We start from the raw sequence: 14,304 nt of genomic DNA, 5'->3' as shown, positions 1-14,304 counted from the left end.
GATTCGTGTCCACAGTCGCCGCCCATTGTCGCTCAGCGGGGCATGATGGGGACCATGCGCGAGATCAGGTACGAGGAATTCGGCGGCCCCGAGGTGCTCACTCTGCACGAGGACGCCCCCGAGTCGGTGCCGGGTCCCGGGGAACTGCTTGTGCGCGTAGAGATGATCGGCTTGAACCCCCTGGACGGGAAGATCCGGGATGGCTCCTCGGGACGGGCCCGCCACCTGCAGCTGCCCGCGGGTACGGGCCGGGAGCTCGTGGGCACGGTTCTCGGTGGCGGTGAGGGGCTGGATGAGTGCGAGCTGGCCGCACGCGGTGTTGCTCCCGGCACGGTCGTGTTCGGCATGCGGAACCTGGAGGATGCCCGCGGCACCGCGGCAGACCTCGTGGCGATCGCTGCTGATGACGTGGCGCCGGTGCCGCTTGAGGCACTGCCCGATCAGCTGCCCCAGTACGCAGGCCTCGCACTCGCGGGGCTCACGGCACTGGCCGCGATCGAGGATGCCGGTGAGCTGCAGGCGGGCGCCGATGTGCTGATTCACGGCGGCAGCGGCGGGGTCGGTCAGCTGCTGGTGCAGATCGCCCTGCAGAAAGGGGCGCGTCGCGTCTGGGCCACGGGCCGAGCGCAGAACGCGGAGCGGATCCGTGCGCTTGGCGCGGAACCGATCCCCTATGACCAGGTCGACTGGCGCCAGACGATCCAGCAGGCCACCGGGGGCCGGGGGGTGGATCTCGTGCTGGACACTCACTACTTCACAACGTTCGAGCCGAGCTTCGATGTGCTCGCCGAGGGCGGGCGGATCGTTGTGCTGCCCTCGCTCGCGGATCTCGCACCGGCCCGAGAACGCGGGGTGGATGCACGCATCCCGCGGATCGTCTCGGGCCGGGAACGGCTCGATCGCCTCGTGGCTTTGCAGCGCAGCGGGCACTGCGATGTGGAGGTCAGCGAGGTGCTGCCGCTGGCGTCGATCGCTGAGGGCCAGCGGCGGCTTCATGAGGGCCATACGCGCGGGAAGATCGTGGTGGATCTACGCGGGGGACGCGGTGAGTGATGACGCGCGAGCCCGCTCCGTCCTCCCGGTGCTGCAACCGGAGGGCTGGGCGCTGCTGCAGGGCCTCGGGGAGTACGACGAGTCCCGGGCGCTGAGTATCGGCGAGCGCCTGCGCGCCGAGGGGCACGACCCGGCGACGGTCGCTGCCGTGCTGACGCAGGCACGACTGCGGGCTCGGGCACGCGAGAAATTCGGGGAGCGCGCCTGCGCCATGCTGTTCACCGAGGATGGGCTGGAGCAGTCCACCCGCCAGGAGATCGCCACGCAACACGCGGAGCGTTTTCGCCGCGTCGGTCTCACCTCCGTCGCCGATCTGGGCTGTGGCATCGGGGGTGATGCCATGGCTCTGGCGAGCCGCGGCCTTCGAGTGCAGGCGGCGGATCGCGACGAGCTCACGGCAGCGGTGGCGGCAGTGAATCTGCGACCGTTCCCCACGGCACGGGTGCTGTGCGGCAGCGCGGAGGACCATGATCCGTCGGCGACCGACGGCATCTGGCTGGACCCAGCCCGGCGCCGGGTGCGGCGCGACGGGGCCCGAGCTCGCCGCGTGCACGACCCGGAGGCGTACGAGCCACCACTGTCCTTCGTCACCGCACTGGCCTCCCGACTCGGGTCCGATGGCGCAGACGGCCCTCTCGGTGTGAAGCTCTCCCCCGCGATCGACAGAGCCGCACTGCCGGAGCGCACCGAAACGCAATGGACGTCGTGGCACGGGCAGGTGCTCGAGGCCACCAGCTGGTTCGGTCCACTCGCCGAGCCCGGAATCCTCACCTCCGCCCTCGTGATCGACCGCGCCGGCACGCACCAGCTGAGCCGCAGCGCCACAGACCCGGCCCCCGATGACGTACCCGTCGGCGCGATCGGGGCGCACCTCTACGAGCCCGACGGCGCGGTGCTGCGCGCCGGGCTGCTCGCTGCCCTGGCCACTCAGCTGCATGCCCGCACCGTGGATCCAACGATCGCCTACCTCACCGGTGAGGAACTCGTCGCGACCCCGTTTGCGCGCGGCTTCGCTGTTCACGACGTGATGCCGTTCTCCCTCAAAGCCCTCACCTCCTATCTGCGCCACCACCGCATCGGCGTGCTGGAGATCAAGAAACGCGGCACCGCCGTAGAACCGGAGGAGCTGCGCCGGAAACTGCGTCCACGTCGTTTCGGCGATGGTTCCGCGACACTGATCCTCACCCGTGCCGCGGGAGAGCAGGTAGTGATCGTGGCGCAGCCGCATGACGCGAAGGGAGCCGCATGAACGACCTGACACCGCGTGGACGCGCCGCCGCTCTGCTGGCCGCGGTGCTGGCGCTTGTTTCGATCGTGGCTCTGGGCAGCGGCGCCGAGCACCGCGTGGTGCTGGCGACCCCGGCCGAAGGCTCAGCACAGTTCGAACCGCTGCAGAAGGAACCGGAAGTCTCTATGGAGCCAGACCTGGTCCCCTCGGATCAGCCGGAGCCCGAGCAGTTGAAGCAGACCACCCTGAGTGCGTCGATCATGACGCTGCTGATGGTGGGCGGCGCCGCAGGCCTCCTGCTGCTTATCGTCTGGATCCTGCGGCGCGCCGCCCAGCTGCGCACGCGCACCACCCCGTCGGCCCCGGAGGTGGATGCGGAGGCGCAGCTCAGCGCCCAGGAGGCGGAGGAGGCTCTCACCGCTGCGCGGGAGCGGCTTGAGACCGGGATGGATGTGCGTGACGCCGTGGTCACGAGTTGGCAGACTCTGGAGGCGATGATCGCCGAAACCGGTGTGCGTCGCACAGAGTCGCAGACCACCCGCGAGTACGTGGTCACGGTGCTGGGCGGCCTCGCGCTGGATACCGACACCATTGGGCGTTTCGCGGATCTGTACCGCCGTGCCCTGTTCGACGCGAACCCGCTCACGGACGCGGACCTCGACCAGGGGCGTGAACTGCTCGAGGATCTCACCACCCAGATCCGCGAGCTGCGGCAGGAGGCGACGCGATGATCCATGAGCTGCGCGTCCTGCTGCGGTGGGCGCTGATCCTGAGCTTGGCTGTTGCGTTCATCGTGGTGGTCCTCTCCCGCTTCGCCCTGGTGCTCGATCCGGTGATCCCGGTGAGCATCGCCCTGGCGCTGGCCACGATCGTGTGGCTCGCCTCCGCGCCGACGGATCGCGACGACGCCCTCGGCACACCATCGCTGCAGACCGATGTGACCGATACCCCGCCGCACGGCGATGACCTGGCCGTGCGCCGATTGGAAGACATGATCGACGGCGCCCAGCCGCACCGACGCATGACCGGGCGGGCACTCGGCCAGGTGCTCGGCGATATCGCTGATGACCGGGAGCATCGCGAGGGCGCCGCACCGCTGAGCGCTCCCCTGGCCCGCCTCATTCGTGACGCTCGCTCGACCGATCCGGACGCTCCAGAGATCGGCGCCATCGACCAGCGCACCCTGCACCGCTATCTGAGAGAACTCTCCGCACCACCTCAGGAGGACCGATGACCACCGAGCCCACCCCGCAGGCGATGACCATCCCGGAGGCCTCGACGCTCAGCAGCGCGGTGCTGGACGCCGTCGAACAGGCTGTGGTGGGCAAACGCCCGGCGCTCGAGCTGGTGCTCGCCGGCATCCTCGCGGGCGGCCACGTGCTGCTGGAGGACATGCCGGGCCTCGGCAAGACCCTGGCCGCGCGATCCTTCGCGCAGGCGCTGGGGCTGCCCTTCACCCGCGCGCAGTTCACCCCGGATCTGCTGCCCGCAGACATCACCGGCTCCGAGGTGTTCGACCAGCGCACCGGTGACTTCACCTTCCGCCCCGGGCCGGTGTTCACCGGTCTGCTGCTGGCCGACGAGATCAACCGCACCCCGCCGAAGACCCAGTCGGCCCTGCTCGAGGCGATGCAGGAGAAACAGGTCACGGTGGAGGGCACCACGCGCCCGCTGCCACGTCCTTTCCACGTGCTCGCCACCGCCAATCCGGTGGAGCATGAGGGCACCTATCCTCTGCCGGAGGCCCAGTTGGACCGCTTCCTGCTGCGGCTCTCCTTCGGGTATCCCACCGCGGAGCAGGAGTGGGAGGTGGTCGCCCGCCGCATCGGTCGACGCACCGAGGAGCAGTCGGTGCCGCAGGTCACCGACCCTGCCGGGCTGATGGGGGCGCAGGGCGCTGTCGAGGATGTCCACATTGACGATGCCGTGGGCGCCTATGCGGTCTCGCTCGTCGCGGCCACGCGGTCGCATGCGCATGCGCTCGTGGGCGCCTCGCCGCGCGGCACTCTGGCCCTGGTCACGTGTGCGCGAGCGCTCGCGGTGATCCGCGGCCGCGACTATGTGATCCCGGAGGATGTGAAGGATCTGGCCCATCCGGCGCTGGATCACCGTGTCACGGTGCGGCCTGAGCTGTGGCTGCAGTCGATCACGGGCAGCACCATCATCGACTCCGTGCTGGCCGACGTCCCCGTGCCGGCAGCCCGCCCGGCCGATGACACCGCGGCGACCGCTGAGACGCCCCACCGCCCGTGATGCGCCGCACCGACACTCTGGACCTGGTGCCGCTCAGCCGCAGCGCCGCCCCGCTTCAGCCACGTCCCACTCCGGCGCTCACCCGCGCCGTCGTCGCTGGCTGCTCGGTGGCGCTGCTCGCGCTGCTGGCTGGCCGGCCGGCCCTGCTGCTTCTTGCGGTGCCGCTGCTGGCCTGGGCGGCGATCGCCCGTGCGCGCCACACAGCCACCCACCAGGACCACGGGGTGCCCGGCCCGCTGGTGCGCACGAGCGCCCGCTCCCTCACCGAGGGGTCCGGGGCGGCGATCGAGGTGACCACCGTCTCGGGGTTGCTCACAAGCGTGACGCTGCCGCTGTCCCCGGCGGCAGACCTCAACCCGCCGCACGGCTCGCTGTGCGCCGACGGGCAGACGCGGTTCTCCCTGCTCGCCCACCGGTGGGGGCGGCTCGAGGTGGGGCCGATGCACGTGATGGTGCTGGATCCGCTGGCCGCCCACCGCGCCCAGACAGAGCTGGCAGCCGCCGCGCTGCAGGTGATCCCCGCGGCATCCGTGCTGGAGGCCACCACAGCGGTGCCCACGCCGATCGGGATCAGCGGCGTACACCTGTCCTCACGCCGCGGCGACGGGACGGCGCTCGCTGACGTGCGCGAGTTCCGCCCCGGCGATCGTCTGGCCCGGATCAACTGGCGGGTCACCAACCGCACGGGCCGAATGCACACGAATGCGACCTACACGGAGCAGGACACCGACGTCCTCGTCGTCACCGACACCCTGGCGGACATCCCACCGGCCCCGGGCGTCGGTACGCATCCCCCGTCGAGCCTGGACCTCACGATCCGGGCGACCACTGCTGTCGCCCGCCACTATCTGAGCATCGGCGACCGGGTGGCGTTGCACGACCTGGGCTACTTGATCGGGCCGGTTCGTCCGGGAACGGGGCCGCGGCAGCTACGCGTCCTGGTGGACGTGCTGTCGCGGGCGAAGCGCGGCAGCACGGGTCGCACCGCCACCGCCCGTCGGCTGCGTTCGGTGCGGACCGGAACGCTCGTGGTGGTGTGCTCGCCGCTACTGGCACCAGCGGCAATCGAGCAGGTCTCCACGCTGCTGGCGCTCGGCGGCGATGTCGTGGTGATCGATACCCTGCCGCCGTCGCTCGGATCGCCGGAGCATGTTGCGCGTTCAGCCCGTTCGCACGAACCGCCGCGGGCACGCCGCTACTGGGCGGAGGCCTGGGCGCTGCGGCGCCTGCAGCGTGAGCGCATTCTGCGGGAGCTGCGGGAGGCGGGCGTGCCGGTCACCCGGTGGGATGGCCCTGGATCGCTCGCCCCGGTGCTGCTGTCTCTGGCCCAGATGCGGTCCGCTCCCCGGATGAGGAGGTCCTGATGCACGCCGTTGTCGACGCGATCGCGTCACAGCTCGGGCGGATCACCGAGATCTCGAGGTCCCAGTGGCTGCTGCGCGGCCTTGCCGCTGCCGCGGTGATCGGCGCTCTGCTGCTGATCGTGCCAGGCGGCCCCTTCGTGGGGATGGTGGAGACGACGGTGTCGCTGCTGGTGCTCATCCTGCTGCTGGCGCAGAGCCTGGACCCCGACTCCGATGCCGGCTGGGTGCTGTTCGTAGCGCTCGCCCTGTTGGCTGCGGTGCTGCCCGAGCAGGGCGCTGCCTCGCTCGCCCTAGCCGGGCTGCTGCTCCTGGTGGCGCACATGGCGTGGGCATGGGCAGCGACCGTCCCTGTGCATGGGCGGGTCGGCCGCTCCGCATGGCGACTGTGGGGCCGCGCCGCGGTGCCGGTGGTGGTCGCCTCGATCGCGGCGGGCGCGGTGGTGCTGGGGATCGGCCTGATCACGATGCCGTCATGGATGGTGCTGGTAGGAACGATCGCGCTGGTGGCGCTCGTAGTCGTGCTCACCCCGCTCGTCGTGCCCTCCCGTCGGCGTTGACGAGCGGCGTACCGTGGCCGCCATGTGGCAGATGATGGACCTCCTGTACGGGCACAAGAAGCAGATGGTTGCGGCGGCTGATGCGCTGCCGGGCCGCGAGGCGTACCCGTATCCGCTCGCGCGCGAGCATCTCGTGCTGGGCACCGACATGCTGGGCCCGGACGCACCCGCGAATCCGACGCCCTGGCCGGAAGACACCGAGGAGATCATTCTGGCCGGCGGCTGCTTCTGGGGGATCGAACGGATCGCGTGGCAGGTCTCGGGGGTGCACACGACCTCCGCGGGATACGCGGGCGGTTTCACACCGCATCCCACCTACGACGAGGTGTTCTCCGCCCGCACGGGCCATGCCGAGGCGGTGCGCGTGATCTACCGTGGCGGGGAGCCCACGCTGCGTCGCCTGCTCGAGGAGTTCTGGCAGCAGCACGATCCGACCACCGCGATGCGCCAGGGCAATGACGTCGGCACCGAGTACCGCTCCGCGGTGTATTGGACGACGCCCGCGCAAGGTGAGCTCGTGCGTGCCTCCGCCGCCGCGTACCAGGAAGCGCTGCGCGAGGCGGGCCGCGGGGAGATCACCACCGAGCTCGCGCCGCTAGCAGAGGCAGGCTGCGGCGTCTACTACACCGCCGAGGCCGAACATCAGCAGTATCTGGCGCGCAACCCGATGGGCTACTGCAACCACGGTTTCACCGGCGTGGCATGCCGCCTGTGACGGCGCGTGAGCTGGGATCCTCGCTCTCCACCACCAGCTCCAGCTCATCGACCGCGGGTGGCGTCGGGTCATCGACAAGCGCGCCCAGCTCCGCCTCCCCCATATCCCAACCAACCGGGGTCTCCGCCTGGTCCGTCGTGGCAGTGACGGCAGCCAGTAACCCGTCGCTGATCAGCAACTCGAGCCGGTAGACGCGGCCGTCGCGGTCAAAACAGGCGGAGACCGGCCAGGTCTGCTGGCGGGGAACAGCTCGCGGCAGCGTCTGAAGCTGCGGATCCTCGAACACGAGCATGGTGTCGAAGAACGGCCGATCGCCCAGCTGCCTGACGTGCCCCAGCTGCTCACGGAGCGCGGCTGCGCCGGGCAGATCAGCTCCGTCGGCTCCGTCGACGGCGGGCGCGAGCATCGCCTCGATCACGGCGCGCAGCCGCGGGTCGAGCTCGCCGCGAAGCTCGTCCGTGATCGTGTGGGCAAGCTCGTGCCAGGCCTGCTCGTCCTCCACCTGACGGGATGCGAGCGCGTAGGTCGCCGCGGTCATGCCGGCGCCGAGGGCAGCGAAGATCCACCGCGGATGGGTGATGCCGAGCTCCCCGAGGCGCTTCTGCGCCCACCCGTCGAGCTCCTCCGCGGGCCCGGCGAGGGCGAGCGCCGCACCGGCGAGCAGCACGCTATCGGTGACCGGGTCGACGATCGGGTCCTCCCGGGCGAGGTCCGCGCCCACGGCGCCCGCCAGGGCGCCGGAGATCATGCGATGCCCTGTGCGCTGCCACGGGTCAAGACGGTGCGGATCCACCAGGCTGAACGCCCCCAGTGCAAGGGAGAAAGCGGTGCCGCGCAGCACTCGGGAGCTCAGGGGAACGTCCCCGATCAGCCGGGCGGCGCGCCCCAGGCGCACGGCGGGCGAGGTGAGGAGCAGACGTAGGCTCATGTGCGGATCGTACTTCCCCCACACGTCCGCCATGACCAGCGTTCCTCGTCTACTACCGTGGACGTCATGACACATGCCGCCACGGATGCTGATTCGGCTGCTGCTGAGTCACCGGCGCACCCGTCGTTGACCGCTCGATTGCGCCCCATGGCGGTGCCCGTGCTCATCGGCGTGATCGCCATGGTGCTGTACGGGCTGCTGGGGTGGCAGCAGTGGCGGAACCTGGTCGCCCCGTCCTGGGATCTAGGGATCTTCACGCAGCTAGCAAAGGCGTACGGGGAGCTGCGAGCACCGATCGTGCCGATCAAGGGTGACGGCGCGAATCTGCTGGGCGATCATTTCCATCCGATCCTCGTGCTGCTCGCCCCGGTGTGGTGGATCTGGCCCTCAGGTCTTGCGCTGCTATGGACGCAGGCGGCGCTGTTCGGTCTGAGCGCTGTGCCGATCGCCCGCTGTGCCATGGAGCGCCTTGGCAGCTGGCCCGGCCTGGTGGTGGGCGTGGCCTACGCGCTGAGCTTCGGCCTGCAGTCAGCCGCGGCGGTGCAGTTCCATGAGATCGCTTTCGCGGTGCCGATGCTCGCCTTCTCACTCGTGGCGCTCGTAGAGAGGCGAATGGCGGCCGCGGTTCTCTGGGCGGCGCCGCTCGTCCTGGTCAAAGAGGACCTGGGGCTCACGGTCGCCATGCTGGGCGGCGTGATCGCGCTGTGGCACCGGCCGTATCGACGTGAGGGGATCGGGCTGGCCTGCTGGGGTGTGGGCTGGTTCGTGCTGTCTACCTTCGTGATCCTGCCGTTGCTGAACACAGGAGGGCAGTACGACTACACCGACAACCTTGCGGATCCGACATCCCTGCTGTGGCCCCCGGTGAAGTGGGCTACCGCTGCGATGCTGGTGATGGCCGCGGGAGTGATCGGCGCGCGCTCCCCGCTGATCCTGTTGATGCTGCCCACGCTCGCGTGGCGCTTCGCGGGGTCGGTGGAGTTCTACTGGGACTGGTACTGGCACTACAACGCGGTGCTGATGCCGATCGCTGCAGCTGCGCTACTGGATGTGCTCGGAGATCGGCGCACAGACCGCGTCGCGTCCCGGTGGACACGCCTGGTCGCCATCACGGCGATGGTCGCCGTGACCCTGGTGCCACTGGCCCGGATCCCGCTGCTGGATCTGGCGCGTCCGCAGAAATGGGATCTGACTTGGCGCGCAGCGCCCGCGGAGCGGGCGCTCGAGGCGGTGCCGGACGGGGCTGTGCTCGCCACCGAGATCACGCTGCTGGCGAAGGCTGTGCCTGACCATGATGTGCAGTGGCTGCACGGCGGGAATGCGCGTGTGCCGGACTGCGCGATCATCGATCGGTACGCGTTCTCCTGGGGCGGTCAGCCCCCGGAGGATCCGGCCCAGTGGGCAGCGGATCAGTGGCAGGTCCCCGTCCGCGTGGTCGTCGACGATGGCGGCTTCACAACGGTCTGCCGCGCGGACTGACAGCTGCCTGTGCCGGCACCCAACGGGTCACCGGCTCGGCACCCAGCGCGCATCGAGGCCGGCTGCGGCCCGGAACAGATACTGCCTCGGTCGCGCGATACGGCCGCGGGGTGCACGATGAGCCCGCGGGATGTCAGTCGGCGGTGTCTGCAGGACCGGATTCGCTGGAATCCGCCGTGGAATCCGGTGTGCTGGGTGATGGCTTAGCCGGGCCCTCGGGCTCATCGGAGGAATCACCCGGAGTGCTCGGGGCGGGGTTCGATGGCGTGTGGGATCCGCCCTCGTCGCCGGTGCTCGGGGAGGTCGGAGCGGGGTCCGCAGTCGGCGTGGTGCTGGGCGGTTCCTCAGGCGTCGGAGCGGTCGATGGTTCATTTCCGATGGAGTCGCTCCCGTCACTATCAGCGTCAGATGACGATCCGCCGCGGGCACCCCTGTGGTCGGAGGATCCACGACGCCTCTCATTCGCTCCGTTCCGGGTCCTGCCCTGCTGTTCGCGGCGCGTCGACTCCTCGCGGTCACCTCCGGATCTCCCGGAGATTCGCGCGGGCTGCGTGGCCGCACCCTCGCCCTGGTCCGCGCTGGGCTGTTCGTCGGCAGGCGTGGCATCACTCAGGTTCTGCTCATCCGCTGCTGGCGCTTCGGCCGACGCATCAGTGTCAGCCGTCGCAGCCTCGCTCGCCGCATCCTCCGTGGACTCAGCGGAGGCGGGCTCCGCGTCGCTCGGCGGTGTCGCCGGCGCGGTCACGGCGGCGGGGGTCGCTGCGTCACTCTCCCCTGCCAGCCCGCTCAGCGGACCGACGCCCGTCAGACCCAGGGCCACAATCGCCCCCACCAGCGCAAGCGAGCTGCCAGCGGCGATGATGCCACCGATACGACGGTTCTGCGTGATCGGTTGGCTCAGGCGCACTCCGGTGACGCGACGACGCACGTCCTCCCCCTTCTGCGATGCTGTGCCCCGGCGACATGCCGTTGGCCCGAACCTTACACAGGTCCGCGAAGTCCAGGCTAGCCCCGCTGACCAGCACTGGAGAACCCGCAGAGGTCCTGCCTTCGGCATGCGTTCGGTCACAGCGTGACCTCGCCGACACCGCCCCTACGGCTCAGGTCATGAACCCGGCCGCGTTCAGGGCACGTGCACGGTACGGCTGTGACGTGACGTGGGGGCGGCGAGCTGTTGGAGACGCCGACTGCGCGCCGCCTCGACCCAGAACCGGATCGGCGAGTAGCGCTCAGCGGCGAGTGCAAGGCGCACACCAGTCACAAGTGCCTGCGTGAGCGGGGTACGCGGCAGCCGCGCCAGTTCCGCGGCGTGTGCGGTGAGTTCGCGCTGCGCCCCGACGCTCGCCCAACGGATGGCCACCTGGGCGAGGCGGCTGTGGGTGTCGAGCACCGAGTGACCGGTACCGGGCACATCGAGGATGCTCGCCGCAGGCAGGCGTTCGGCGAGGTCATGCGCGATGCTCGGCGGGGTGACCAGGTCACGCCGACCGCTGAGGACGAGCACAGGCGCAGCGATCTGCCTCGACAGAGCGTGCAGGTCCCACGGTTCACCGTCGAAAGGCGGCACAGCGCGGGAGCGTTCGCCAGCCAGCTGCAGTGCGTCCAGCGGCTGCCCGTCGGCGTGGTGCCCACTGCCGAGCTCAGTGTGGAGGATCCGCGCCACCAGATCATGCTCGGTGACATAGGGCGTGGACTGCAGCCACCCCTGGGCGAGCACCTGCCGCACGCTGGCGAAGGTGAGCTGACCGCGCCCGAGCCCGAGCAGGTCCACCAGATCACGCACCGCGTCGAGGCCGGAGTGCTCGTGCACGGCGAGCAGCACAGGCCCTGCACGTCGGCCGTCGAGACTGCCGTCGGCCACAAGCCGTCGCACGGTCGCCGCCAGGGTGTCGGTGCCCGGCACGGTGCCTTCCCAGTACGCGGCGCGCAGCGCCTGCTGCGAGACCAGCTCGTCATCCGCGGATGTCAGCGGCGAGTCGAGCACCAGACCGTGCACGCGCTCGGGGTGCAGCGCTGCGAGGGCTTGCGCGAGGTACGCGCCGTAGCCCACGCCGTACACCGCCGCCGACGTCACGCGGGCGTGGTCGAGCACGGCCACGATGTCACGCAGCACCTGCGTCAGCTGCATCGAGCGGGCCGGGAGGTCGTGCCCGGCGGCGTCGAGGCGGGACAGGCCCACGCCGCGATGCTCCATCATGAGCACGTCCACGCCAGCGCTTGCGAGGGAACGCCGCAGCGCATCGTAGGGCAGCACGGAGGCTGCGGCGGGGCCGTCGGGCAACACGAGCACGGGCACGGCATCCGGGCGCCGCTGGCCGGGGCGCGGGGTCATCCGTGCGTACCGCAGCGGGAACAGGCGGGTGTCCTCGCGGGAGATCTCGCGGTAGACCGTCATCAGGTCATTGCGGATCTGCAGCAGGTCATCCTGTCCTGCACGGTCCAGCAGCTCGCGAGCGCGGCTCATGATGCGGGGCGCTCACTCCCGATGGTGTTCCACAGGAACGTGTACATGAGTGCGTTCATGCGGGCCGCCTGCTCATTCGTGGCGGCGCCGCCGTGACCACCCTCGATGTTCTCCCACGAGCGCACGTTCGCGCCGAGCGATTCGAGCGCGGCGGTGAATTTGCGGGCATGACCGGGGTGGACGCGGTCATCGCGCGTGGAGGTGAGCACGAAGGCGGGCGGGTACTGCACACCCTCACGCAGCAGGTGATACGGGCTGAAGGTGCGGATGTACTCCCAGTCGGCGGTGTCGGGGTCGCCGTATTCGGCCATCCACGAGTAGCCGGCCAGCAGGTGCGAGTAGCGCTTCATGTCCAGCAGCGGCACCTGAATGATGACCGCACCGAACAGATCGGGATACTGGGTGAGCATGTTGCCGGTGAGCAGGCCGCCGTTGGAGCCACCGCGCACGGCAAGATGCTGCGCATCGGTCACGCCGCGCGAGATCAGGTCACGGCCCACGCTCGAGAAGTCTTCGTAGGCGCGGTGGCGGTTCTCCTTGAGTGCCGCCTGATGCCAGCGGGGGCCATACTCGCCGCCGCCGCGGATATTCGCGAGCACGTACGTGCCGCCGCGCTCCACCCACGCTTTGCCCACGACGCCCAGGTATGCGGGAGTCACGGAGATCTCGAAGCCGCCGTAGCCGTACAGCAGGGTGGGCGACGGCTCACCCTCGGGCCGGTCGGCGCGGCCGATCTCGAAGTACGGGATCCGGGTGCCGTCGTCGCTGGTCGCGAAGTGTTGGGTGACCTGCAGGCCGTCGGCGTCAAAGCGTGCGGGGGCGGATTTGATGACCTCGGGGGCTGCCGGGTCCGTTCCGGCTGCCGCTGCCCCGTCGGGGCCGCCCTCCGCCACTGCCCCGTCGGCCCCGGCCACACAGGGCACAAGGTCGGCGAGCAGCAGTCGGGTCGGCTCGATGAAGCTGGTGACGGTCAGCCACAGCTCGTCAGTCTCGTCTCCGTCCACGGCGGCGACGACGAGCGATCCCTCCAGGTCGGGGAACAGGTCGCGGCCTCGCCACGTGCCGTCGGCCTGACGAGTGTGCACCTCCAGACGATGCACAACGTCCTCGAGGATGGTGAGGACGACGGTGTTGCGAGTGAGCGTCGCGTTCTCGAGCGAGCTGTTCGGCGTCGGCTCGAACAGGCAGCTCAGCGAGTCGGTCTCGCCACGCAGGTAGGCGTCAAAGTCGCCCACGACGAAGGAACCGCCGGGGAAGGTTCGCTCCCCCACCGTCCAGTCACTGCGCGGGGTGAACACGGCGAGGTCGCGGTGCGCGTTAACTTCGAGGTCGCGCGGCACATCGATGGTGACAACTGCGGGCGGATTCTGGGTGCGGTCCAGCAGGTGGAAGCTTGCGTCGTAGAAGGCGTGCATCTGGATGATCCAGTCACGCTCGTACCCGGGGGTGGACTCGTGTCCGACGAACACGGACATGTCGTTGACATCAGCCTCGAAGACGAGTTCGGCATCGGCGAGCTGCTGGCCGCGCCGCCAGATCCGCACCTGGCGGGGGTAGCCGGAGGAGCTCATGGTGCCATCACCGAAGTCCGTGGCGACAAGCACGGTGTCCGCATCCAGCCAGGCCACGCTGCCTTTGGACTCGGGGCGGGAGAAGCCGTCTCCGCCCTCGTCGAGCGGGGTCACGAACTGTTTCGTCTCGAGGTCGAATTCACGGGTGACGTCGGCGTCGGAGCCGCCGCGCGAGAGATTTACCAGCGCCCTGCGGTAGGGCTCGCCCTCGGCCGGGCGCAGCAGGGAGGCGCCATGCCACACCCAGTTCTCCCCTTCGTCGGCATCCAGGGCGTCGAGGTCAAGCAGCACCTCCCACTCGGGGTCGTCGGTGCGATAGGACTCCAGGGTGGTGCGTCGCCACAGGCCGCGCGGATGCTCGGCGTCGGTCCAGACGTTGTAGAGCAGATCTCCGCGCTTGGTGACCGCTGGAATGCGATCGGCGGCATCGAGAATCTGGCAGATCTCCTCCTGCAGCACCCCTGCAAGGGAGGCGCCGTCGGCACTGCGCGGGTCCGGTACGCCGTCGAGCTCCTGCTCGGCACGGGCATTGCGTTCGCGCACCCAGGCAAGCGCATCCTCACCGGTGACGTCTTCGAGCCACTGGTGCGGGTCGGTGCTGCCGTCGGGCGCGGGCAGGGCGGCGTCGGTCATCTCTGTGCTCCTTCAGGTCCTTCGAGGTGGTCATGGCGCATCCGCCAGGCGCCACCCGG

At 69.9% G+C, this 14,304-nt stretch carries 13 protein-coding genes; 9 read left to right on the top strand and 4 right to left on the bottom strand.

Annotated elements, in window-relative coordinates:
- Positions 1–54 precede the first annotated feature (54 nt).
- From C8271_RS03450 to msrA, 8 genes are read left to right on the top strand one after another with little or no spacing between them, the layout of a single operon-like run.
- On the top strand, positions 55–1,053 hold the full coding sequence (locus C8271_RS03450) for an NADP-dependent oxidoreductase (protein WP_106506128.1): 999 nt from the start codon (positions 55–57) through the stop codon (positions 1,051–1,053).
- Positions 1,046–2,302 (top strand): class I SAM-dependent methyltransferase, encoded by a 1,257-nt coding sequence (locus C8271_RS03445; protein ID WP_245920832.1) that lies wholly within the window; start codon positions 1,046–1,048, stop codon positions 2,300–2,302. The genes C8271_RS03450 and C8271_RS03445 overlap by 8 nt, the downstream gene beginning before the upstream one ends.
- Positions 2,299–3,012, top strand: a complete 714-nt coding sequence (locus C8271_RS03440) for a DUF4129 domain-containing protein (RefSeq protein WP_106506126.1) — start codon at positions 2,299–2,301, stop codon at positions 3,010–3,012. Before C8271_RS03445 ends, C8271_RS03440 begins: the two co-directional genes overlap by 4 nt.
- Complete coding sequence (locus C8271_RS03435; RefSeq protein WP_106506125.1) at positions 3,009–3,515, top strand: hypothetical protein; 507 nt, start codon at positions 3,009–3,011, stop codon at positions 3,513–3,515. The genes C8271_RS03440 and C8271_RS03435 overlap by 4 nt, the downstream gene beginning before the upstream one ends.
- Positions 3,512–4,534, top strand: coding sequence for an AAA family ATPase (locus tag C8271_RS03430; RefSeq protein ID WP_170957788.1), 1,023 nt, complete (start codon positions 3,512–3,514; stop codon positions 4,532–4,534). Before C8271_RS03435 ends, C8271_RS03430 begins: the two co-directional genes overlap by 4 nt.
- Positions 4,534–5,898 carry a DUF58 domain-containing protein gene (locus C8271_RS03425; RefSeq protein ID WP_106507849.1) on the top strand — a complete coding sequence of 455 codons (1,365 nt, stop codon included), beginning with the start codon at positions 4,534–4,536 and terminating at the stop codon, positions 5,896–5,898. The genes C8271_RS03430 and C8271_RS03425 overlap by 1 nt, the downstream gene beginning before the upstream one ends.
- Positions 5,898–6,455, top strand: coding sequence for a hypothetical protein (locus C8271_RS13820; RefSeq protein ID WP_170957787.1), 558 nt, complete (start codon positions 5,898–5,900; stop codon positions 6,453–6,455). The genes C8271_RS03425 and C8271_RS13820 overlap by 1 nt, the downstream gene beginning before the upstream one ends.
- Before the next feature lie 22 nt (positions 6,456–6,477).
- Positions 6,478–7,170 carry a peptide-methionine (S)-S-oxide reductase MsrA gene (msrA, locus tag C8271_RS03415; protein ID WP_106507848.1) on the top strand — a complete coding sequence of 231 codons (693 nt, stop codon included), beginning with the start codon at positions 6,478–6,480 and terminating at the stop codon, positions 7,168–7,170.
- Here msrA and C8271_RS03410 read toward each other — a convergent pair.
- The gene (locus tag C8271_RS03410) at positions 7,145–8,098 is read right to left on the bottom strand and encodes a hypothetical protein (RefSeq protein ID WP_138774511.1); all 954 of its coding nucleotides are present in this window, start codon (positions 8,096–8,098) and stop codon (positions 7,145–7,147) included. The genes msrA and C8271_RS03410 overlap by 26 nt on opposite strands.
- Before the next feature lie 66 nt (positions 8,099–8,164).
- Here C8271_RS03410 and C8271_RS03405 point away from each other — a divergent pair, with 66 nt between their 5' ends.
- Positions 8,165–9,577, top strand: a complete 1,413-nt coding sequence (locus C8271_RS03405; protein ID WP_106506122.1) for a DUF2079 domain-containing protein — start codon at positions 8,165–8,167, stop codon at positions 9,575–9,577.
- Positions 9,578–9,710: 133 nt separating this feature from the next.
- On the opposite strand, the gene C8271_RS03400 is transcribed toward C8271_RS03405, so the two are convergent.
- The 3 genes from C8271_RS03400 to C8271_RS03390 all read right to left on the bottom strand — a co-directional run bounded on the left by C8271_RS03400 (position 9,711) and on the right by C8271_RS03390 (position 14,245).
- The gene (locus C8271_RS03400; RefSeq protein WP_106506121.1) at positions 9,711–10,505 is read right to left on the bottom strand and encodes a hypothetical protein; all 795 of its coding nucleotides are present in this window, start codon (positions 10,503–10,505) and stop codon (positions 9,711–9,713) included.
- Between the two features lie 195 nt (positions 10,506–10,700).
- Complete coding sequence (locus C8271_RS03395) at positions 10,701–12,041, bottom strand: alpha/beta hydrolase (RefSeq protein WP_106506120.1); 1,341 nt, start codon at positions 12,039–12,041, stop codon at positions 10,701–10,703.
- Positions 12,038–14,245: a prolyl oligopeptidase family serine peptidase gene (locus C8271_RS03390; RefSeq protein WP_106506119.1), complete on the bottom strand. Its 2,208-nt coding sequence runs from the start codon at positions 14,243–14,245 to the stop codon at positions 12,038–12,040. The genes C8271_RS03395 and C8271_RS03390 overlap by 4 nt, the downstream gene beginning before the upstream one ends.
- Between the last annotated feature and the right edge of the window lie 59 nt (positions 14,246–14,304).

Origin of the sequence: Brachybacterium timonense (assembly GCF_900258505.1) — a bacterium.
GTDB lineage: Bacteria > Actinomycetota > Actinomycetes > Actinomycetales > Dermabacteraceae > Brachybacterium > Brachybacterium timonense.
This window is presented reverse-complemented; position numbering and strand designations above follow the sequence as displayed.